This window comes from Motiliproteus sp. (assembly GCF_965230735.1).
Classification (GTDB): Bacteria; Pseudomonadota; Gammaproteobacteria; order Pseudomonadales; family Balneatricaceae; genus Motiliproteus.
On sequence record NZ_OZ246016.1, the window covers coordinates 1,816,540 to 1,837,031 of the forward strand.

Annotated in this window: 22 protein-coding genes; 10 read left to right on the plus strand and 12 right to left on the minus strand. The window is 56.8% G+C overall.

Annotated elements, in window-relative coordinates:
• The first annotated feature begins 57 nt into the window (after positions 1 to 57).
• The 3 genes from ACO05M_RS08470 to ACO05M_RS08480 all read left to right on the plus strand — a co-directional run bounded on the left by ACO05M_RS08470 (position 58) and on the right by ACO05M_RS08480 (position 2,200).
• A complete protein-coding gene (locus ACO05M_RS08470; RefSeq protein WP_421870202.1) occupies positions 58 to 804 on the plus strand; it encodes a dienelactone hydrolase family protein in 747 nt (248 codons plus the stop codon).
• A 182-nt stretch (positions 805 to 986) separates the two neighbouring features.
• On the plus strand, positions 987 to 1,652 hold the full coding sequence (locus ACO05M_RS08475; protein WP_421870700.1) for a DNA-3-methyladenine glycosylase I: 666 nt from the start codon (positions 987 to 989) through the stop codon (positions 1,650 to 1,652).
• Between the two features lie 17 nt (positions 1,653 to 1,669).
• Entirely contained in the window at positions 1,670 to 2,200 is a 531-nt protein-coding gene (locus ACO05M_RS08480; protein ID WP_421870204.1) for an HAD family hydrolase, read from the plus strand.
• Between the two features lie 47 nt (positions 2,201 to 2,247).
• Here ACO05M_RS08480 and ACO05M_RS08485 read toward each other — a convergent pair whose 3' ends face one another.
• The gene (locus tag ACO05M_RS08485) at positions 2,248 to 2,493 is read right to left on the minus strand and encodes a DUF1127 domain-containing protein (protein WP_421870207.1); all 246 of its coding nucleotides are present in this window, start codon (positions 2,491 to 2,493) and stop codon (positions 2,248 to 2,250) included.
• A gap of 114 nt (positions 2,494 to 2,607) precedes the next feature.
• On the opposite strand from ACO05M_RS08485, the gene ACO05M_RS08490 reads away from it, so the two are divergent.
• Together ACO05M_RS08490 and ACO05M_RS08495 are read left to right on the plus strand one after the other, a co-directional pair.
• Positions 2,608 to 3,549: a LysR substrate-binding domain-containing protein gene (locus tag ACO05M_RS08490; RefSeq protein ID WP_421870211.1), complete on the plus strand. Its 942-nt coding sequence runs from the start codon at positions 2,608 to 2,610 to the stop codon at positions 3,547 to 3,549.
• 10 nt (positions 3,550 to 3,559) lie between these two features.
• Entirely contained in the window at positions 3,560 to 3,877 is a 318-nt protein-coding gene (locus ACO05M_RS08495) for an antibiotic biosynthesis monooxygenase family protein (RefSeq protein ID WP_421870214.1), read from the plus strand.
• Positions 3,878 to 3,913: 36 nt separating this feature from the next.
• Here the strand turns inward: ACO05M_RS08495 and ACO05M_RS08500 are convergent, their stop codons facing one another.
• Both ACO05M_RS08500 and ACO05M_RS08505 read right to left on the minus strand, forming a co-directional pair.
• Positions 3,914 to 4,219, minus strand: a complete 306-nt coding sequence (locus ACO05M_RS08500; RefSeq protein ID WP_421870217.1) for a DUF6482 family protein — start codon at positions 4,217 to 4,219, stop codon at positions 3,914 to 3,916.
• A gap of 216 nt (positions 4,220 to 4,435) precedes the next feature.
• Positions 4,436 to 5,350, minus strand: coding sequence for a DMT family transporter (locus tag ACO05M_RS08505; RefSeq protein WP_421870221.1), 915 nt, complete (start codon positions 5,348 to 5,350; stop codon positions 4,436 to 4,438).
• Positions 5,351 to 5,531: 181 nt separating this feature from the next.
• On the opposite strand from ACO05M_RS08505, the gene ACO05M_RS08510 reads away from it, so the two are divergent.
• Both ACO05M_RS08510 and ACO05M_RS08515 read left to right on the plus strand, forming a co-directional pair.
• The gene (locus ACO05M_RS08510) at positions 5,532 to 6,953 is read left to right on the plus strand and encodes a PLP-dependent aminotransferase family protein (protein ID WP_421870224.1); all 1,422 of its coding nucleotides are present in this window, start codon (positions 5,532 to 5,534) and stop codon (positions 6,951 to 6,953) included.
• A 165-nt stretch (positions 6,954 to 7,118) separates the two neighbouring features.
• Complete coding sequence (locus ACO05M_RS08515) at positions 7,119 to 7,532, plus strand: CBS domain-containing protein (RefSeq protein WP_421870227.1); 414 nt, start codon at positions 7,119 to 7,121, stop codon at positions 7,530 to 7,532.
• 132 nt (positions 7,533 to 7,664) lie between these two features.
• Here the strand turns inward: ACO05M_RS08515 and ACO05M_RS08520 are convergent, their stop codons facing one another.
• Complete coding sequence (locus tag ACO05M_RS08520; RefSeq protein WP_421870230.1) at positions 7,665 to 9,125, minus strand: transporter substrate-binding domain-containing protein; 1,461 nt, start codon at positions 9,123 to 9,125, stop codon at positions 7,665 to 7,667.
• A gap of 325 nt (positions 9,126 to 9,450) precedes the next feature.
• Here ACO05M_RS08520 and ACO05M_RS08525 point away from each other — a divergent pair, with 325 nt between their 5' ends.
• Positions 9,451 to 12,498, plus strand: a complete 3,048-nt coding sequence (locus ACO05M_RS08525) for an EAL domain-containing protein (RefSeq protein WP_421870234.1) — start codon at positions 9,451 to 9,453, stop codon at positions 12,496 to 12,498.
• Between the two features lie 44 nt (positions 12,499 to 12,542).
• On the opposite strand, the gene ACO05M_RS08530 is transcribed toward ACO05M_RS08525, so the two are convergent.
• Positions 12,543 to 13,043, minus strand: a complete 501-nt coding sequence (locus ACO05M_RS08530; protein ID WP_421870237.1) for a hypothetical protein — start codon at positions 13,041 to 13,043, stop codon at positions 12,543 to 12,545.
• A gap of 440 nt (positions 13,044 to 13,483) precedes the next feature.
• On the opposite strand from ACO05M_RS08530, the gene ACO05M_RS08535 reads away from it, so the two are divergent.
• Positions 13,484 to 13,657, plus strand: coding sequence for a hypothetical protein (locus ACO05M_RS08535; RefSeq protein ID WP_421870240.1), 174 nt, complete (start codon positions 13,484 to 13,486; stop codon positions 13,655 to 13,657).
• Between the two features lie 226 nt (positions 13,658 to 13,883).
• On the opposite strand, the gene ACO05M_RS08540 is transcribed toward ACO05M_RS08535, so the two are convergent.
• The gene (locus ACO05M_RS08540) at positions 13,884 to 14,051 is read right to left on the minus strand and encodes a DUF3012 domain-containing protein (RefSeq protein WP_421870244.1); all 168 of its coding nucleotides are present in this window, start codon (positions 14,049 to 14,051) and stop codon (positions 13,884 to 13,886) included.
• 288 nt (positions 14,052 to 14,339) lie between these two features.
• Between ACO05M_RS08540 and ACO05M_RS08545 the strand changes: the two genes are divergently transcribed.
• Positions 14,340 to 15,517 (plus strand): IS3 family transposase gene (locus ACO05M_RS08545; RefSeq protein WP_421870247.1). Its coding sequence is split into 2 segments (ribosomal slippage): positions 14,340 to 14,598 and positions 14,598 to 15,517, totalling 1,179 coding nucleotides; the frame shifts between segments, so codons are not numbered across the junction.
• Between the two features lie 217 nt (positions 15,518 to 15,734).
• On the opposite strand, the gene ACO05M_RS08550 is transcribed toward ACO05M_RS08545, so the two are convergent.
• From ACO05M_RS08550 to rsxD, 6 genes are all read right to left on the minus strand, one after another.
• Positions 15,735 to 16,946: an NAD(P)/FAD-dependent oxidoreductase gene (locus ACO05M_RS08550; protein ID WP_421870250.1), complete on the minus strand. Its 1,212-nt coding sequence runs from the start codon at positions 16,944 to 16,946 to the stop codon at positions 15,735 to 15,737.
• Between the two features lie 91 nt (positions 16,947 to 17,037).
• A complete protein-coding gene (locus ACO05M_RS08555; protein ID WP_421870253.1) occupies positions 17,038 to 17,331 on the minus strand; it encodes a DUF4124 domain-containing protein in 294 nt (97 codons plus the stop codon).
• A 68-nt stretch (positions 17,332 to 17,399) separates the two neighbouring features.
• Positions 17,400 to 18,032, minus strand: coding sequence for an endonuclease III (nth, locus tag ACO05M_RS08560; RefSeq protein WP_421870256.1), 633 nt, complete (start codon positions 18,030 to 18,032; stop codon positions 17,400 to 17,402).
• Between the two features lie 36 nt (positions 18,033 to 18,068).
• A complete protein-coding gene (locus tag ACO05M_RS08565; RefSeq protein WP_421870259.1) occupies positions 18,069 to 18,782 on the minus strand; it encodes an electron transport complex subunit E in 714 nt (237 codons plus the stop codon).
• On the minus strand, positions 18,775 to 19,452 hold the full coding sequence (gene rsxG, locus ACO05M_RS08570; protein WP_421870262.1) for an electron transport complex subunit RsxG: 678 nt from the start codon (positions 19,450 to 19,452) through the stop codon (positions 18,775 to 18,777). Before rsxG ends, ACO05M_RS08565 begins: the two co-directional genes overlap by 8 nt.
• Positions 19,453 to 19,454: 2 nt before the next feature.
• Positions 19,455 to 20,492: an electron transport complex subunit RsxD gene (rsxD, locus tag ACO05M_RS08575; RefSeq protein ID WP_421870265.1), complete on the minus strand. Its 1,038-nt coding sequence runs from the start codon at positions 20,490 to 20,492 to the stop codon at positions 19,455 to 19,457.

Consider the following 20,492-nt stretch of genomic DNA (forward strand, 5'->3'; position numbering starts at 1 on the left):
TAATTTCCGAGCGGTTTAATCGGAATTGTTACGGGTTGGAGATCGGAGGAAGCCCTGATGAAAAGATTCATATCCGCGTTGGCAACACTGTTGCTGGCGACCAGTACTCAGCTGATGGCCCAGCATCATGGCGGCATGCTGACCTACCAGGTTGATGGGCAAGATTACGAAGGGTATTACATCAGCCCGTCGGAGAATGCGCCGTTGGTGCTGCTGATCCATGACTGGGACGGCTTGACCGACTACGAAGTCAAACGTGCCCAGATGCTGTCGGCGATGGGGTATGCCGTGTTTGCGATGGATCTGTTCGGAAAAGGGGTTCGGCCGACCGAAGTGAAGGACAAGCGTCAGCATACCGGTGAGCTGTATAAGGATCGCGACAAGATGCGGGCTTTGATGAACGGCGCGCTGGAGGTGGCCCGGGGTAAAGGGGCAAATGTGACCCAGGCAGTGGCAGCCGGATACTGTTTCGGTGGTGCGGCGGTCTTGGAATGGGCCCGATCCGGGGTCGATTTGAAGGGATTCGCCACCTTTCATGGTGGCCTGAAAACCCCTGAGGGGCAGAATTACAGCGCGACCCGCTCCAAGGTGCTGGTGATGCACGGCAGTGCCGATACCGCCATCCCGCTGAGCCAGTTCGCCGCGCTGGGTGAGCAGCTGGAGGCCAGCTCGGTTCCCCATGAGATGATCACCTACAGTGGCGCCCCCCACGCTTTCACCGTTTTTGGTTCGCCCCGTTATCGGGAAGAGGCCGACACCCAGTCGTGGAAGCGGTTCGGGGAATTCCTGGCCGAACAGCTGTAGTTCTCTCGGACCTCTGAGTCGCAGGTGACCCGGTAAAGTCGGCACCTGCGATGTCGGCCGGAAAGGCTAATAACGGTATTCAGCCGTGATGATGCTTCGGGCGTTATCGGATTCTTGCTTCCTTGCCGAACAAAGCCAAGGGACGCTACAGTGTGTCCCCTTTGACGCAGAGCGGGATCAAGATGAAGAACTTTGACTGGATTCTGGAGCATGTCAGCAACCGCGAGGATGCCGATTACGCGTTCAGTCGTTTGCCGGAGGTAAAAACGCCGGAACAACTGGCGATGATCTCGGATGATCGCTACCTGTCGGATATGTGTCGACGGGTGTTCCGTGCAGGGTTGAAGCACTCACTGGTGGACAGTAAGTGGCCCGCCTTCGAGACAGCGTTTTTCGGCTTTGACCCGCTGAAACTGACCTATATGAGCGATGAGCAGCTCGAGGCCCAGATGCAGAACAAAGCCATTATCCGCCATTGGGGCAAGATCAAGTCGATCCGAACCAACGCGTTGATGGTCCATGAGCTGTCACAAACCCATGGTGGATTCGGGCGCTTTATCGCCGATTGGCCGGTGGACGATATTATCGGCCTCTGGGCGCTGTTGAAAAAACGCGGAGCTCAGTTGGGCGGACAATCAGGAGCCTCGTTCCTGCGCATGGTGGGCAAGGATACGTTCCGGCTCAGTCATGATGTGATTGCGGCGCTGAAGGCGCAGGGGGTTGTGGATAAGGCCCCAACCGCCAAACGGGATCTGCAGAAAGTGCAGGATGCCTTCAATACCTGGCAGCAGCAAAGCGGTCGGCCGGTCAGTCATATCAGCATGCTGCTGTCGTTTACGGTCGGTTAACCCGCCGGGCTTTCGCGATGGCTTTGCTCAACCAACCGATCTTTCTGTTCGACTGGGGTGACACCCTGATGGTGGATCACTCGCGTATCGATCCCCTGCGTTTTCAGGGCAAGATGGCCGACTGGCCGCGGGTTGATCTGGTCGAAGGGGCTCGGCAGGTGCTGGAACGCTTATCGATCCGGGCCGAACTCTACCTCGCTACCAGTGCGGCGGACTCCTCCGAAGCAGAGATTCGAACCGAATTTGAACGACAGGGCATGGATCGCTTTTTAAGCGGTTATTTCTGCCGCCAGAACCTGGGATTGGGTAAGTCATCACCTGAATACTACCCCAGTATCCTGGCCCGATTGGGCTGTCAGATCGATGACGTCGTGATGGTTGGCGATTCGCTGACTAAAGATGTCGAGCCGGCTCTGGCCGTCGGGTTGACAGTTTGCTGGCTGAATCCCCAGAGCGTGGAACTGCCGCCGGCGTTGGCTGCCAGCGGGCGGGTCCATGAACTCCGGCAGTTGACCGATCTGCTTCGTCTGGTCGAATCGACCGGCTGAGTCCGGTGCCGCTTGAGCATGTTCAAGCGTTGTCTTTGCAGGTTGTATCAGTCACGCCAGAACGGCTTGCCGGCTTCGTGCTGGGCTTCGCCGATACTCACGCCGATATCCTTCAGCAGGTGATTGTCCAGCTGGGACAGCTGGCGTCGTGTACGCCAGTTCTGATACCAGTGTCTCAGCAGCAGTCGCAGGGATGTCAGCGACAGGACGTGAGTATTACAAGCCTTGCGTACAGCACTTTCAGGACGCCCGACGGCCAGGTGTTCTCTTAAGCATGTGTTGTTGCTGTGCATGGTGACGATCTCCGTTTGCCTTGATGACAGTAGCTATTTTCTGGATAACTCTGGAAGCTGACAAACGACTAATTCTGCTCTATGGTTAAGAAAAATTTATCCATAGAGGGTCTGATGAAGCGTCTTCCTCCACTGAAATCACTGCAGGCATTTCGGTATTCGGCTGAAGCGCTCAGTTTTAAGCGGGCTGCCGACCAGTTGCATGTTACCCAGGCGGCGATTAGCCAGCAGATCAAGGCGCTGGAGCAGTTTCTGGGGGTGACGTTGTTTACCCGGCTGACCCGTGAGGTGGTATTGACCGACGCCGGGAGACAGTTGCTGCCCTATGTGAGTCGCGCTTTCGAATCCCTGGAGCAGGGGGTCGAGCGGCTGGGAGAGGACCCAAGACCCGGGCTGCTGAATCTGACCGTACTGCCTTCGTTTGCCGGGCGCTGGCTGGTGCCCCGACTGGGGAGTTTTCAACAGCAGAATCCGGAACTGAATCTGCAACTATCGCCGAGTCTGACGGTGGCCGGTTTCGAGGGTACCGAGCTGGACCTGGCGATCCGCTTCGGCCAGGGGAGTTATCCCGGGCTGGAATCACGCTTGTTGCTCAAAGAATACCTGTTGCCGGTCTGTCACCCCTCCTTGATCGACATGGAGAGGCCCGCTGCCGAACAGCTTCAGGCACTACCGTTGCTGTCCGATGTGGCGCCGGAGATGGAGCATATCCGAGAGGAGGTGTTGGAGCAGATAGGAGTCGATGTTGACCGGGCTTCCAGCCGCCTGCTGGTGTCGGATGCCACCATGCTGGTGGAGGCGCTGCTCAGCGCGCAGGGATTTGGCATGCTGCGTTTCAGCCTCTGTTATGAGCTGCTTGAGCGGGGACAGCTGGTCTGTCCGCTGCCGATGCTGCTACGCTGCGCCTACGATTACTATCTGGTCGCGCCAGAGCGCCATTTCAATCGGCCGAAACTTCAGCGTTTCGAAGCTTGGGTTCGCCACGAGCTGCAACAGGTTGAGCTGAGCCTCAGCCGGTTTTGCGACCAAACAGGTATCCCCCATCCAGAGGCATAGCGGTACTGTCATGACAACGATTGCTACAACACCGAAACCCCCATACTACGCGGTGATCTTTACCAGCACCCGCACCGACGGAGATCACGGCTATGCCGAGATGGCTGATCGGATGGTCGAGTTGGCCGCCCGGCAACCGGGCTTTCTCGGTATGGAGTCGGCCCGTGACGGCCTGGGGATCACGGTCTCTTACTGGCGTGACCTGGACGCGATCAAGGCCTGGAAAGCCGACGCCGAACATCAGCAAGCACAGCAAGCAGGCCGTGACCTTTGGTATGAAGATTTTACCGTGCGAATCGCCAGGGTAGAGCGGGATTACAGCCTATAAACTCCCGCCTACGGATAGCGCCGATTGTGGCTCTCGTCAGTGAGTCGGCCTATTCCAACCCAAGGGAATCTCCAGAGCGGTTTCGGCAGCATCGTCGGGTAGACCGATCATCTCTTCGTAGGTGCTGTCGTGGCGAAGGACATATTGATCCACCTGGAGAGATTCCATCAATTCACGGATTTCGGTCAAGCTACGGCTGCAGTAGGGTGCGTCGCCTGAGTAGAGCAAATTCTCTTGCTCATCTTTGGTGACCGACACCTGGTAGCTCATCTGTTCAAGCGAGTGAATAACCACTTTGCTGATGGGTTGCATCTGTTGTAGATCGGATAAGTGAAGTTTCATCGTTGTACCCTCTGTGACTCGGCTAACTGCCGAGCCCTGTTGCGTTCAAAGCCGGGTCGGCTTTGTGAACCTGTGGTTGTATACGCTTGTCAGGGGAAATTGGATCTCTCTTTTGCTGACCTGAGTATAGATCGGGGTTGTCGTCGCGGCCGTAGCGAATAGCTCTTCGCTCGCTGGCGACCGAGCAAGAGCCAGATCGTTTAACAGTCAGGCTGTTCAGCAACTGCGTGCCAGCCAGCGTTGCCGCCATTGGCGCAGCTGTTGCGGTGACACCAGAATGATCAGATTGCCGAGTAGCACCAGCGCCATTCCCACCAGCCCTTCCGGGCTCCATTGATAGCCTTCCAGCCAGGTGGAGATCTGCAGTGCCACGATCGGAAACAGCAGCGTGGCGTAGGCGGCCCGGTCGGCACCGATCCGGCCGACCAGGGTCAGATAGCAGCCGAACGCGACGATCGAACCGAACAGCGACAGGTACGCCAGTGAAGCCAGGTAGGGCAGCCCGGTATCAAACACTAACGGCTTGTCGCTGAGCAGTGCGATCACCAGCATCGCCAGGCCGCCGTAGCTCATCCCGAAGGCATTGGTCTGTATCACCGGTAACTGACTGCGCTGATTTCGCGCCGAGCAGATGTTGCCCAGTGATGCGCAGTAGGTGCCCAGCAGTACAACCAGCAGCGCCTGAAACTCCGGTCCGCTGAAGTTAAAGCTGCCCTCGGCCGGTTGGAACACCAGGGCGATACCGATCAGGCCGAGCAGACCGCCGATTACCACCTCTTTGCGCACCGGTTGACCCAGAAACAGGGCGCCGTTGACGATGTTCATCATCACGATGGTCGAGAAGGTCAGGGCGATCAGTCCGGACGTCAGGTGAGCGGTGCTCTGATACATCAGCCAGTAGTTGATCCCGAACAGGCAGAGCCCCTGCAGCAGCATAAACCCGTGTTCACGGCGGCTGAACGACAGACGCATCCCTGTCAGACGACAGAAGCCCAGCAGCAGCAGGCCCGCGAGCAGGAAGCGGTAGGCTACCGAGACTAGCGGATCGACCACACCGAGCTGGAATTTGATCGCATAGAAGGTCGATCCCCAGATCATGACGGTGGTGAGGTAGAGGCTGATGCTGTTCATGGTCGATTTCCTGTGGGTTGTCGTCTTCGGCGACTTTGCTCCTTATGGCCTGGCAGTCTAGGATTGCCGGATCTGACAATACATGTACAATTTTCAATATAAGTATGAAAACTGTACTGGTCGAGTGGCCGGTACAGTCGTTCGCGACCTCGCAAGGCCCGACAGAGTAACGACCATGGTGATGATCAGTATTAACCAACAGGATGAACTGCCACTGGTGGAACAGGTGGTTCGGGGAGTCAGCCGCCAGATCGACGAGCGGGTATTGCGCCAAGGCGCGCGCTTGCCGTCGATTCGCCAATTCGCCAGTGAGCATCGGGTCAGCCGTTTTACCGTGGTGCAGGCCTACGATCGACTGGTGGCGGCAGGGTACCTGGAATCCCGCCAGGGGTCGGGATTCTATGTCAGTAAGCCGGTGGATGCGGTGGCCGCCAACGAGGCTGCCTGCGACCTGGATCGAGCCGTCGACATCCTATGGTTGCTGCGCCAATCGATGCAGCAGCGTCAGTTTGAACTGATGCCCGGCTGCGGTTGGCTGCCCGCCGATTGGCAGGATGCCGGCGCCTTGCAGCGGGGATTGCGTACCCTGGCCAGGGGGCGCAGTCGTGCACTGGTCGAGTACGGCAATGCGTTTGGCTATCTGCCGCTACGCCAGGATCTGCAGCAGCGGTTGGCGGAGCTGGAGATAGGTGCGACCCCGAATCAGATTGTCACGACCCACGGGGTCTCCCAGGCGTTGGATCTGCTGTTTCGTTACTTTATCCGGCCCGGTGACAAGGTGCTGGTGGAAGATCCGGCCTACTTCAATCTGTTTGGTCCGCTGAAACTGCTGGGGGCGGAGCTGATTGCCGTGCCGCGAAACCCGGATGGCCCCGATACCCAGATCATGGAGCAGTTGATTCAACAACATCGTCCCAAGTTGATGATCACCACCGCCGTACTGCACAACCCGACCGGAACCTGTATCAGCCAAGCGGTCGCCTATCGGCTGCTGCAGTTGGCGGAAAAATACCAAATGATGATCATCGAGGATGATATTTACGGTGATTTTCATGGCGGTCGGGCGACCCGGCTGGCAGCGCTGGATCAGCTCAATCGGGTGATCTACGTCAGCAGTTTTTCCAAGACCATCTCTGCCAGCGTCCGAGTCGGATACCTGGCCTGCCATCCGGACCTGGCGCAGGAACTGGTGGATTTGAAGCTGTTAACCCAACTGACCAGTTGTGAGACCAGTGAGCAGTTGATCCATCAGGTTTTGAGCGAGGGGCATTACCGCAAGTCGATGATGCGGCTACGTAACCGCTTGGAGCGGGCGCGAGAGCAGACCCTGGGACCGCTGGAGACGTTGGGTATGCAGCTCAACACCGAGCCGGAATACGGCTTTTTCCTGTGGATGCGGCTACCAGAAAGTTGTCGATGGAACGCCGCCGAGCTGGCCCACCGGGCGCTGGAACACGACATGATGCTGGCTCCGGGCAACATCTTCAGTCCACAGCAGTCGATATCACCCTGGTTGCGTTTCAACGCGGCCTTTTGCGCAGATCGGCCACAGGTATTTGAGCGTCTGCAGCAGTTGCTGGACCGGGCGGCTTCATCGGACTGAATAGTGTCACTTTGTCGGAAATTCGGGCTAGTCTTATAGACAGCATCACCGTTTTTCCGTGGCTGCGGAATCGGTTATTGAGCATCGGTGATGTGGAGATTCTATCGCCTTCAGGTGCCAGTAGAGCCTGCTGACGACTGATCCGAGGTTTCGGGAGGATGTATCATGAAGTCCATCAAAGTGAAAGATTACATGAGCGACTATGTCCTGAAGTTCAGCCCGACGGACGATATGTATCGGGCGATCGAAGGCTTGCGCCAACGCGATGTTTCCAGCGCACCGGTACTGGATAAGGAAGGTCGGCTGGTGGGTATGCTGTCCCAATGGTGCTGCCTGCGCAGCCTGGTTCACGGCAGTTATTTCGAGGAGGTTGGCGGTCAGATCGGCGACTTTATGCAGACCGAGCTGATCACAGCGGGCCCCGACGATGACCTTGTCGATGTGGCGGAGATGTTGGTGGAGCGCCAGTGGCACCACGGGGTGCCGGTGATGGACGGAGATCGCCTGGTTGGAATGTTAAGCTGCAGCGATATTCTAACCATGGTCAACGAGTTCGAGAAAGGTAAACCGCCGAAATAGTCGCCACAGGATTAGCCGCCTCGGTGCTGCCGGATCCTGCCGAAAGGCCGGCGGCGAAATTCGAACAAAAAACCAGAACAGAACCCTGTCAAAAGGCCGCCCAAGTTGCGGCCTTTTTTAATCCCACCGGGCTTAACCGGCGGTCAGGGCCCGGTGGATGCCTTGAAGGTCGTTCGGTTGGAGCTGAATCGAGTCCAGATGCAGGCGGTAGCTGATGTAGTACTTGTAGCTGCCGAGCACATAATCCACCGGTTGACGGCCAAGAGTACGGGCGGTCGTCAGCTCGACATTGTCGAACCAGCGGTTGGGATCCAGCCCCTGTTGCTCTGCCAGTCGGCGTACCCGGCGTATTTTATCCGGGCCGGCGAAATAGGCCGCCCAGCTGAAAAATAGCTGGTCCTGCTCCGAGATTGCCGGGTCGGAGAAATAGCTGCGCTGCAGATAATCCAGATACTTGGCCGCCGCGTGGACATTGTTTTCCAGGTCATGGGGGTTGCCGACCTGAAGATCCGAATGTTGTTGATAGGCCAGCGGAATCTGCATGATGCCGATCTGACCGTCGCTACCGCGCTTGGAGTGATCCATGTTGGAAGCTTGATAGGCTTGGGCGGCGAGGGAGATCCAGTCGTGGTCGTAGCGCTTGGCGTAGCGGGTGAACAGGTCCACCAGATGGCCGAGTTTTTCAAGATTATCCGGTTGCAGCGGGCTGGCAATCCAGCGGGTGTCCTGATAGTAACGCTGGAACAGCTCACTGTTGCTGTTGCGCTCCAGCTGCACCGCAAACTGATTCAGCTGTTCCAGTAACTTCGGGTTGTCGTAGCGGGTTGCCCAGGCGATCTTGCCGTTTTTCAACAGTGGAAACCCTTGATGGATCTTCAGGCCTCCCAGCACGGAACGCCAGATTTCGGCAATATGGTTGTCGGCTACCACCATCGGAATCGCTTGTGCATTAACCAGCTCCAACAGGTCTTCGGCGGCCAGGTGGGGGGCCGCGATCTGGATATCGATCGGCTCCAAACCTTGGCGCATCATATCGATATTCAGTTGGCTCAGACGCTGCAGATGGCTGCTGTTACCCCGGACATAGATGGATTTGCCCGCCAGATCCCCCAGTTGCTTGATCTCCGGCTGGGACTGATGGCTGACCAGCACCTCCTGGACATCGTTCAGGTAGGGCGTCGAGAAAGCGAGCTGCAGTTTGCGCTGTTCGGTAATCGTCAGATTGGCGGCGATCAGGTCACCTTTGCCTTCCAAGAGCGACGGAATCAGCCGGGAAAAGGGGACCGGAATATAGTCAAAAGTGATCGGCCTTATCGGGTCGCTCTGATTCAGAAACGCCTTAAACGCCTCCATGTGTTCGTACTCGAAGCCGCGGATCTGATCCCGGTCGGTAAAGAAGTTACTGCGGCTATAGGCGACCAGCACCCGCAGGGTTTGGCGTTCGCGAAGTTTGTCCAGATCACCGAAAAAGGGCTGTTGTTGCCATAGGGGTTCGGTGGGGGTTGCGGCGCGCAGAGGGGTTGAGAGGGCGATCAGCAGCAGCGCGAAACCTAACAGGTACAGCCCCGTCTGGCACCGATACGGGCTAGGCAAACAAGCCCGGGTTTTTGGAGGACATCTCATCATCAGATCAAATCGTACACTGGGTGGGTCTGAGCTGGATGCAGGAGGAAAAGCCGCCAAAACGGCAAAATTCATTCCTCTTGGCCTGCATGGAGTATAGGTCAATAGTTCCTGATTAACGGCAGAGTATCGCCCACAAGGCTCGAAAAATCACTAACTTGACGAGATTGAGATAGCTGGATTTATGAACGATACTGAGCCGATTCGGTAACCCGTCGCCATGGTGTCTATGCTCAGCTCTCTGAAGTCTCGATTACTCTTGTTGCTCTGTTTGGTGGCGCTGCCGGGTGTGGTCATGATCCACCAAAGTGCGGTTGAAAAGCGCCAGTCGATCATCAACCAGAGTAAACAACGGGCGATTGAAACGGCGACCCACCTGTCGATCACCCAAGCCAAGATCATCAGCGATACCCGCGACTACCTCGAATACCTTGCCACGGTACCCCAGATCCAAAACCCCTCCCACCCGCGCTGCGGTCATTTCCTTCAGTCGGTCTTAAGACTCAACCCCAACTACGTCAATATCGGTATTCCCAGGGCCGATGGCGAACTCCTCTGTAACGGTTTGCCAATGAACAGAGCGGTCAATGTGTTTGATCGGGAGTATTTTCAACAAAGCCTGACGGAACGGACCTTCGCGATCAGCACCTATCAACTGGATCGGGCGGCGGGCAAAACCAGCGTTAACTTTTCCTACCCGGTCATAGGGGCAGACGATAACGTAGTCGGGGTTGCCGTTGCGGTGGTGTCGTTGGACTGGTGGAGTCGGCAGCTGTCCGGCCATGAATTACCGCCGGGAACCGTGGCCTTTATCACCGATACCGCCGGCTTGGTGGTAGCCAATTATCCGGTGGAGCCGAGCCGACATGGGAAGCCCGCGACCGACTATGGCGTGTCGGTTGATCCGGTTGCTGACAACCTTTCGGACGACATCGTCAGTATCCAGAATGTTCGCCGAATCTATATTCATCGCACGCTCTACCGCAAGGACGACGGCAGTGAGGTGACCGTCAGCATCGGTATCCCGATCGAAGACGCGTTGCAACAAGCGGACGCGGCCTTTACCAAGAGCCTGGTCTATTTTGCGCTGTTTATGTTGGCGGTGGCGTTGATCGCAGCCCGAGCGATGCATCTGAGCATCATACGCCCGCTGCAGAAACTGACGGTCGCCGCGGCCCGGCTGGAGCAGGGGGAGTTCAGCCACCAACCGGTGCTCAGTGGCGTCGACGAAATCCGTAATCTCAGCACTCACTTTGAGACCATGGCGAGTGCACGGCTGACGGCAGAAGTTCGTGCCAACCGGCAGCGTGAAGAGCTGGACTCGATCTTCAGCGCTCTGCCGGATCTCTACTTCAAGCTCAACATCAAAGGCGTGATTCTCGATTACAAAGCCAGTGAGCCCGCCGAGCTTTACACCGAGGCCGACAACTTTCTCGGCAAACGCATGGTCGATGTGCTGCCGGCGGAAACCGGTGAGATCTTCGAAGCCAACCTTCGCGAGCACTTTAATTCCCGGCGGCTGACCAGCTGGGAATATCCATTGGAGATCGACGGGCAGGAGATGTTTTTCGAGGCCCGGGCCAACTCCATCAACAACTCCGATGAAGCCGTGCTGGTTATCCGTAACATCACCCGGCAGAAAGAAGCCGAACGCTCTATGCGTCTGGCCGCGTTGGTCCATGACAACAGCAGCGAGTGCATGGTGGTGACCGACAGCAACGGTATCATCTTGAACGTTAACCCGGCCTTCACTCGTGTCACCGGTTATCAGAAAGAGGAGGTGATAGGCCTTAAAACCAGTGCACTCTCTTCCGGCCGACACGACAAAGCGTTTTATAAAGAGATGTGGGAGGTGTTGAAAACCGAGGGGCGCTGGCAAGGAGAGATCTTCAACCGCAAAAAGAGTGGTGAGATATTCCCGGAATGGCTGAGTATCAACACGATCGTCGATGAACAGGGTGAGCCGGTGCAGCACGTGGCACTGTACCGAGATATCACCGAACAGAAAAAAGCCACCGAAGTGATATGGCGTCAGGCGCACTTCGATGAGCTGACCGGACTGCCTAACCGCAACACCCTGAGCGATCGGATCGAGCAGGAGATCAAGAAAGCGAACCGACACGACAGCTCGGTGGCGCTGCTGTTTCTCGATCTGGACCAGTTCAAAGAGGTCAATGATACCCTGGGTCACGACAAGGGCGATCTGTTGCTTCAGCAGGTGGCGCAACGCCTGCTGGGCGCTGTCCGCGAAGAGGATACCGTGGCCCGGCAGGGGGGGGATGAATTCACCATCGTGATGGGCGATATACAGTCGATTGCACCGGCAGAGCGGGTGGCAGAAACGATCATCGATCAGCTCGCGGAACCCTTCCGTATCGATGAAGACAATATCTACATTTCTGCCAGTATCGGGATCGCCTTCTACCCCGACGATGCCGCTGACAGCATCGGCTTGATCACCTCTGCCGACCAGGCGATGTATGCGGCCAAGGAGGGGGGAAGAAACCGCTTCAACTGTTTTACCCGGGCGATGCAGGATCGGGCGATGCAGCGCATGGAGATGATCAAGGATCTGCGGATTGCATTGCAGGAACGACAGTTCAGCCTCAACTACCAGCCGATCATCTGCTTGAAGAGTCGCCAGCTGTGCAAGGCCGAAGCGTTGATACGCTGGAATCATCCGCAAAAGGGGCTTATCCGACCGGATGCCTTTATCCCGTTAGCCGAGGAGGTTTTCTTAATCTCGGCGATCGGTGAATGGGTCTTTGATGAAGCCTGCTGTGCGGTCAAACAGCTGCGTTCCCGCTACGGGGATGACTTCCAAATCAGCGTCAACCTGTCTCCGGCACAGTTCTCGACTTCCGATCATAATCTTCTCCATTGGCTGCCGAAGCTGGAGCAGCAAGGGCTGGACGGCAGTGCCATCGTGGCTGAAATCACCGAAGGCTTGCTGATGAACAGTGACGAAGCCAGCCTGGAAAAACTGCTGGCCTTCCGCGATGGCGGTATTCAGGTGGCGCTGGATGATTTCGGCACCGGCTACTCCTCGTTGGCGTATATCCAGGAATACGACATTGATTACATTAAGATCGACCAGGCGTTCGTCAGGAATCTCAGCGCCGACTCCGATTCTTTTGCACTCTGCGAAGCGATTATCGTGATGGCCCATAAACTGGGTATCAAAGTGATTGCGGAAGGGATCGAAACCGAACAGCAGCTGGAACTGCTGATTGCGGCAAACTGTGACTACGGCCAGGGCTATCTTTTCTCCAAGCCGCTCGAGATGGAGACGTTCAATCAGCTGCCCCAAGCGTTTCTGCCCGAATGCCTTAGCGAGGGTTAGATGCCGTCGGCTTCGGGCAGTGATCTTCCCAGGCTGACTGCCCCTTACCCCTGATGAACGACGCTGACATCTTCAAGATCGCCGGACTTCTGCCAGGTTATCTGGTAGCGCTTGCCCGTACCACTGAGCACATTACCGCCTGCGGTTTTCAGGCTTAACACCACACGTCCGGCACAGCTGCCCTTGAGGCAACGGCAGGGATCGCCCGGGGCGGCATTGTCATCGATGCTGAACCCCTCAAACACCACCTGTTGATCCGGCTCCAGCCGTTTCAGCGGTAGCTCGTATTCGAAGATACAAGAGTGTGGGGCATGATCGGTGTTAAACACCACATCGATATTGGCGATCAATTCACCGACTTCATAGGTCTTGTTGGTGCCGTTCTTGACGGTGAAATTCAGCTCAAACCGGTTGGGATCCGGGGAGACGTTGGGGTAGATGGGGTTGTCGTCTTTTACGAAGTGCAGATGGCAGCCGCTCAACAGAACGGCACTGATCAGGCCCAGTTGCAGGGTGCGGGCTGGGAATTGGCGCAGATAGTTCATATCAATGACCCCTTGTTTGGCAATTCAGAGGCACTGCATACGACGCTTCTGTCAGATCAGGAGATTTCCCTATCGGTGACAGCATAACGAGAACGTGTCGATCCATAGCTCGCGGCTATGAATATTGCCGCGACACTATTCGCCGTGTTCTTAGTTATCGCTACCTTAACTGGATAGTGGAAGGGGCGGAAAATAACAAGGACAGCTGCCGATTAACCCGGAGTTGGTTCAAGCCGAGGCCCTGTTTTTGCTGCTGCCGGGGATGCTACGCTAAGGACAGCAAAGGCGCCCACCTTGGCGTAACGATGATGCCCCAGGTGGTCAGCCGTTCTGGCTCTTGCCGAAGCCGCAGGGACTTGTTCGAAGGCTCCCTGGTCGGTCAGCAACAGACGGCTGAGGCAGGGCGAATCTATAGACGTTAAATAATTGAAGGAAGATCGATGAAAATCGTTGGTGCAATCGTATCGCTCTGTCTGGCTTTTTACCTGTTCTTTCAAGCCAATAACATGTCAGGCGTTGGACTGGAGCGTTTTGGCTATATCGCTGCGGGCGTTATCCTGATCGTGGCCACCATCTTTGTGTTTATCCCGATGAACAAAGACAAGCAGGAATAGTTTTCAGGCTGGCCATTATCGTCTTGTTGAGAGAACCTGATCAGATATGGCGTTGGCTGATTGGGATTGTGGTGTGCCCCATGGCAGCGATCGCAACCGGAACAGAAAGGCGGGGCATTGCTTGAGAGTATTGGGATTTGAGGGTAGAGAGACAAAACGAGAACTCACCCGACCGGTAGTGCAAAGACTACCTGTCGGGTGAGATTAAATCTAACCGATAGGTCGGTTACAGGATGCAATGCTTGGTGAAATCTTTCGCTTCGTTAGCGGTCCAGTCCCCTTTCGGCTTTTCCTTCAACTCCGCACACCACTCCTTACTTCCCACCTCAGGGGAACAACCCTGAAGAAAGATCACTGAAATCGCCAAGGCGCATGCCATTGCACACTTTTTCATAGGTAGTCCTTAAGTTATTGATCGAATCGTTGACCAAGGAGAGAACAGTATTACCGATAGGGAACTAAATGGACAGACTCGAGCGGTTGTTCAGAGTCTGGCGAACTGCTATCCCGATAAGTGAGGCGATTGCCCTTTGCATACAGATAATGCCGCAATAAAATGCGTGTTAAAGCACAGCTTTGGCACGTCATTTTTGATGGCCTTGTTGTACGTCTGTAGTGGCATAGTGAATTTGGCCACCTGAATAGAGGTGATAGCATCACCTCTCCGACAACAGGTGAACCAATGAATCGAAAATCTCGTCCTAATTTCAGCCCAGAGTTCCGTCTCGAATCAGCCCAGCTGGTCGTCGATCACGGCTATTCCATCCGCGAGGCTTGTGAAGCGATGAATGTCAGCAAGTCATCTATGGAAAAGTGGGTTCGTCAGCTCAAACAAGAGCGTAGCGGGGACAGCCCGAAAGCCTCACCGATGACACCCGAGCAGCGCCGAATCCGAGAGCTGGAACGACAGGTTAAGCGGCTAGAAACAGAGAAAACGATTCTAAAAAAGGGTATGGCTCTCTTGATGTCCGACGAGCTGAACAATATTCGATAATTCAGCGACTTCAGGAGAGCTATCCGGTTAAGCAGCTCTGCGAGCTATTTGGCATCCAGCGCAGTAGCTATAAGTACTGGCGCAGTAGTCCCAAGATCTACTCAGTACACCGTCGTAAACTTAAGCTGATGGTGCGTGCAGCACATCAGTTGAGTGGTGGTTCAGCAGGCGCTAGAACCATCGCCAGCATCGTAAGTCAGCGTGGCGAGAAACTGAGTCGGTACGTGGCAGGAAAGCTGATGAAAGAGCTCAGGCTAGTCAGCAACCAGTTGCCCAAGCACGCGTATAAGCGAGCAGATAAACTACATGTGGCAATCCCGAATGAGCTGGATCGGAAGTTCTTAGTTAACAAGCCAAACCAGGTCTGGTGTGGAGACATCACTTATATCTGGACCGGTCAGCGATGGGCTTATCTGGCTGTCGTTCTGGATCTTTATGCTAGGAAGCCGGTTGGCTGGGCTTTATCGCTTAAGGCCGATAGCGAACTGACCAGTAAGGCGCTGCTGATGGCTTATGAATCCAGGGGCAGGCCTCGGGGGCTAATGTTCCATTCGGACCAGGGTGTTCAATACACCAGCCTGAAGTTCCGGCAACACCTATGGCGCTATCAGATCAAGCAGAGCATGAGTCGTCGAGGAAACTGTTGGGACAATGCCCCGATGGAGCGGTTCTTCCGAAGTCTAAAAACAGAGTGGGTACCGGAGGTCGGTTACAGCTCTCATACTCAGGCCAAGCAGTCGATAACCGATTACATAGTGGGCTATTACAGTCAGGTCAGGCCGCATCAACACAACAATATGTTGCCTCCGAATATGACAGAGAAAAACTACTGGAATGCGTACAAATCCGTGGCCAGTTTTACTTGACCACTACAAGCAGAGCTTCCTGTATAGGCCTGAATTCCGTAGATAGCAGCGAAACGAGGAAGTTTCGTATGAAGGGTTGCACCATTCATATCCTTCACCAACGGTGAAGCCCTTGAGCATGACGGTTAGTTTCCAACGATCTCTATAGACAAAGTGCATTCAGCCCTGGTACCACGGGGTCTACAAGATAGTCTTCGTTTTTATTTAGCCGGTACAGTCAAATCACCTGCCCACAGGCATGGCCGGAGGCCCAGGCCCATTGGAAGTTGTAGCCGCCCAGCCAGCCGGTGACATCGATCACCTCACCGATAAAGAACAGTCCGGGTTCACGCTTGGCTTCAAAGGTCTTGGAGGAGAGTTCGGCGCAGTCGATACCGCCACGGGTGACTTCGGCGGTGCGGTAACCTTCGGTGGCGTTGGGTTTCAGCTCGAAGTGATGCAGCCGCTGGCGCAACAGTTCACGATCATCACGACGCAGCTGACTAAGCGGCTCTGAAGCGCTGGCTAGTGGTGCAGTCAGCAGATCGGCCAGTCGCTTTGGTAGATAGCGACCGAGGGCATTTTTGAGCGATTGCTGCGGGTGGGCTTCGAGTTGCTGTTCCAGCAATAGATCCAGATCCTGCTGCGGCAGAAAGTTGATCTGTACCGGCTCACCCGGTTGCCAGTAATTGGAGATCTGCAGCACCGCCGGTCCGGACAGGCCCCGGTGGGTAAACAGCAGGTCGCGGATGAACGCGGGGCCGTTCAGGGCTTTTATCTCGACCGGCAGGCTGATACCACTGAGGTTGCTGAACTGCTCTTTATCCTCGGTGTGTAGGGTAAAGGGGACCAGACCGGCGGAGGTCGGCTGGATCTTTAATCCGAACTGCTCGGCGATGCGGTAGCCGAACGCAGAGGAGAGCTTCGGAATCGATAGGCCGCCGCTGGCGATTACCAGCTTGTCGGCTTTGAGGTATTGCTCGCCGGTATGCACCAACCAGCCCGGCTGGCCCGGATAGCGCTCGCTCATCCGTTGGATCGACTGCACGTCGGTGTTTAAGCGAATCTCGACTCCGGCCCAGTCGCATTCGGTCAGGAGCATTTCGACGATCTGTTTGGCCGATTCGATACAGAACAACTGGCCGTGGTCCCGCTCTTCAAACTCGATGCCGTGACGCTCGACCTGGTCGATAAAGTCCTGCGCGCTGAATCGTGCCAGCGCCGACTTGACGAAGTGGGGATTGCTGCACAGGTAGTTATTCGGATCGACGCTGCGGTTGGTGAAATTACAGCGTCCACCGCCGCTGATCAGGATCTTCTGGCCCGGTTTGCGGGCTTTATCCAGTACCAGTACCCGACGACCGCGGTAGCCGGCCTGGGCGGCACACATCAGGCCGGAGGCGCCGGCGCCGATAATGATGGCGTCGAAATCAAACGTGGAGGTGGTCAAGTCGTGGTACCGGGACAGTCAATGGGGCCGCTATTATAGCGGCCCGGTGGCCCGGACGGGAGTCTGGTTGGCGGCTTAGGGGACGAACCGATCAGGGTTTAGACGGCTGTGCCGAAGACGCGGAAGCGGGGGTGTTATTGGATTGCGCACTCAGGCCGGTGCTGGGTTTGGGGTTGTAGGCTTGTTTGGCCGGTTGCTGCGTGCGGGACGGCGGTCGGGCGACGCCGTAAAACTTCATTTTGGTGTAGGGCACCCCTTCGGGCGGGTGTTCACCAAAGGTTGGCGTACCGTTTTTGTCGATCCACTTGTAGACATCGGTTGCGGCATGGGCTTGCAGTGGTGTTAGCGCCAGTGCCACCAGAAAGGCCGCTACAGCTTTATGCATATCACTACCCCTGTGATTTATATGCGTAAAACCCTTTATACGCCGAAAAGGGGGCTAATCGCCATAGCTTAGCTGGTTTTCTCTTTGAATTCGCACAAATCTTCGATCAGGCAGGCGCCGCAGCGGGGTTTGCGGGCGGTGCAGATGTAGCGTCCCAGCAGGATCAGCCAGTGATGGGCATCGAGCAGAAACTCCTTGGGAACAAACTTGAGCAGCTTTTTCTCTACTTCGAGCACGTTCTTGCCGGGAGCGATCTTGGTCCGGTTTGAAACCCGGAAGATATGGGTATCCACCGCCATGGTCGGTTGACGGAAGGCGGTATTGAGGACCACGTTGGCGGTCTTGCGGCCGACACCGGGCAGCGCTTCGAGAGCCTCGCGGGTGTCCGGCACTTCGGAGTTGTGTTTTTCGACCAGTATCTGGCAGGCCTTGTAGACGTTCTCGGCCTTGGCGTTGTAGAGCCCGAGGGCCTTGATATAGGACTTGAGGCCATCAACGCCCAGCTCGACGATCGCTTCCGGGGTGTTGGCGACCGGAAACAGTTTGTCGGTGGCCTTGTTGACGCCGACATCGGTGGACTGGGCCGACAGCGTGACCGCCACCAGTAGCTCGAACGGGTTGGAGTAGTTCAGCTCGGTCTTGGGGTTGGGGTTGTCATCGCGCAGCCGGGCAAAGATCTCGTGGCGTTTTTGCTTATTCATCGATCGGACTCAGTTACAGTCGGACAGCACCAAAGCCTAGCCGGTCACGCGTACACGTTTGCTGGTTGAGGGCTCGCTGGTTGCCGGTTTCAGCTGCTGTTTCTGTCGTTCATCGATCAGGTTCTTAACCGCGATGATCAGTCCCATGCCGACGAAGGCGCCCGGCGGCAGTACCGCAAACAGGAAGCCGCGGTAGTCGTCGATTAGGGTGAGCTTCCAGCTTTCGGCCATCGGGCCAAACAGCAGCTGCATATCGGCGAACAGGGTTCCGGTGCCGAGCAATTCACGCATCGCTCCCAGCAGCACCAGCACGGCGCTGAAACCCAGGCCCATCATCAGGCCGTCGAGCACGGCCGGTAGCGGCGGGTTCTTGCGGGCGAAGGCATCGGCGCGGCCGAGGATCGCGCAGTTGGTCACGATCAGCGGAATAAAGATGCCGAGAATTTCGTACAGCTCGTAGGTCAGCGCCTGCATCAGCAGCTCGACGCAGGTTACCAGCGAGGCGATGATCATCACGAAGGCCGGTAGCCGGACCGTGTCGGGTACCAGGTTGCGGATCAGCGATACGCACAGGTTGGAGCCGACCAGTACCGCGATAGTGGCCAGGCTCAGGCCGAGGGCGTTGACCACCGAGCCGGTAACCGCCAGCAACGGGCAGAGACCCAGCAGTTGGACCAGTGCCGGGTTGTTGTGCCACAGGCCGTCGTAGGTGATCTTGCTCCAGTCGATCGGGCGCGATGAATCAGCCATTGGCGTCTCCTGCAGTGGTCTTTTTAATGCTCTCTTCGGCGCTGCTGAGCGGGGTGTCTTCCAATAGGGCGGCACGGTTGGCTTCGAAGGTCAGCACCGCCTGTTTGACCGCACCAACCACGGCCCGCGGGGTGATGGTGGCGCCGGTGAATTGGTCAAAGCGACCACCGTCTTTCTTCACCGCCCAGTCCGGATCATCTTCACCGTTGAGGCGCTGATCGTTAAAGCTTAAAACCCAGTCTGATTTCTTCACATCGACCTTGTCACCCAGCCCCGGGGTCTCCTGGTGGCGCAGAATCCGAACACCGGCGACGCTACCGTCGCGTTTGACGCCGACGATCAGGTCGATGTTGCCGGTATAGCCGTCCGGTGCGATGGCGGGCAGGATCACGGTATGAATCTGGCCGTCGGTGCGGGCCCGGTAGACCTCGACCGGGCCTTGGTAGCCAAGGCGTTGAGTCCGGTTGAGGGTGTAACGGTCACGAACCAGGTCATTGTCGTGAGCCGTGGTCGGTACGATCTGGAACAGTGCCTTGGCCCGCGCCTGCTCGCGATTGTCGGCGATGGCCTCGCGGGTAGCGCTCTGGGTCAGCGCGATGGCACCGGCGGTGAGCACGGCAAACAGGCCCAGCGCCAGGGCGTTATTTCGAATGGCGGTAACGATAGCCATGCTCACTTCCTCGCAATGCCGCGCTCGGCCTGCTTATGGCCGTAGGTGCGGGGGCGGGTGTAGTAATCCAGGAACGGTGCGGTCAGGTTCATCAGTAGCACCGCGAACGCGATCGCATCGGGGTAGTTGCCCCAGTTGCGGATCAGGTAGACCAGAATGCCGATGGAGGCACCGAAGATCAGTTTGCCCTTGTTGCTGGTGGCGGCCGTGACCGGGTCGGTGGCGATAAAGAAGGCACCGAGCATGGTCGCGCCGACGGTCAAATGGAACAGCGGCGGGGCGTAGTTGCTCGGATCGGCGGCGTAAAAAAGGCCGGCGATCAGCAGCAGGCTGCCGAGCATCGATACCGGAATATGCCAGGTGTAGACCTTGCGGACCAGCAGGTAAACCCCGCCCAGCAGGTAGGCCAGGCTGATCGCCTGCCAGGGCTCTAAGTTATTCAGCAGGGTCGAGCTGGCCCACAGCTCTTCGCCGGTCAGGCCACCCTTGTGCTTGAACGTCTCCAGCGGTGTGGCCAGGGTGACGCCATCGGGCAGGGCCAGTTGACCAAAGATGATCGCCAGACTGTCGCCAAAGCCGGGCAGCGGGCCTTCCAGCAGGGTTTCCGGCGCGCTCCAGCGGGTCATTTCGACCGGGAAAGCGATCAGCAGCAGCGCATAGGCGATCATCGCCGGGTTGAACGGGTTCTGTCCCAGGCCACCGTAGAGCTGCTTGGCGATCACGATCGCCACGAAGATGCCAATGGTGGTGACCCACCAGGGAATATAGGGCGGCAGTGCCAGCGCCAGCAGAAAGGCGGTCAGTACGGCGCTGAGATCACCCAGATAGAAACCCAGCGGGCGCTTACGCAGTTTCAGTACCGCCGCTTCGAATAGTAGTGCCAGGCCGCTGGCAAACAACACATTGATCAGCGGTCCCCAGCCGAAGTAGTAACACAGCGCTGCCAAGCCCGGCAGCGTGGCCAGGATCACCTGACGCATCACATGCCCGGCTTTGCCGCTACGATTGGTGTGGGGGGAGCTGACGTGGATCAGAGCCAT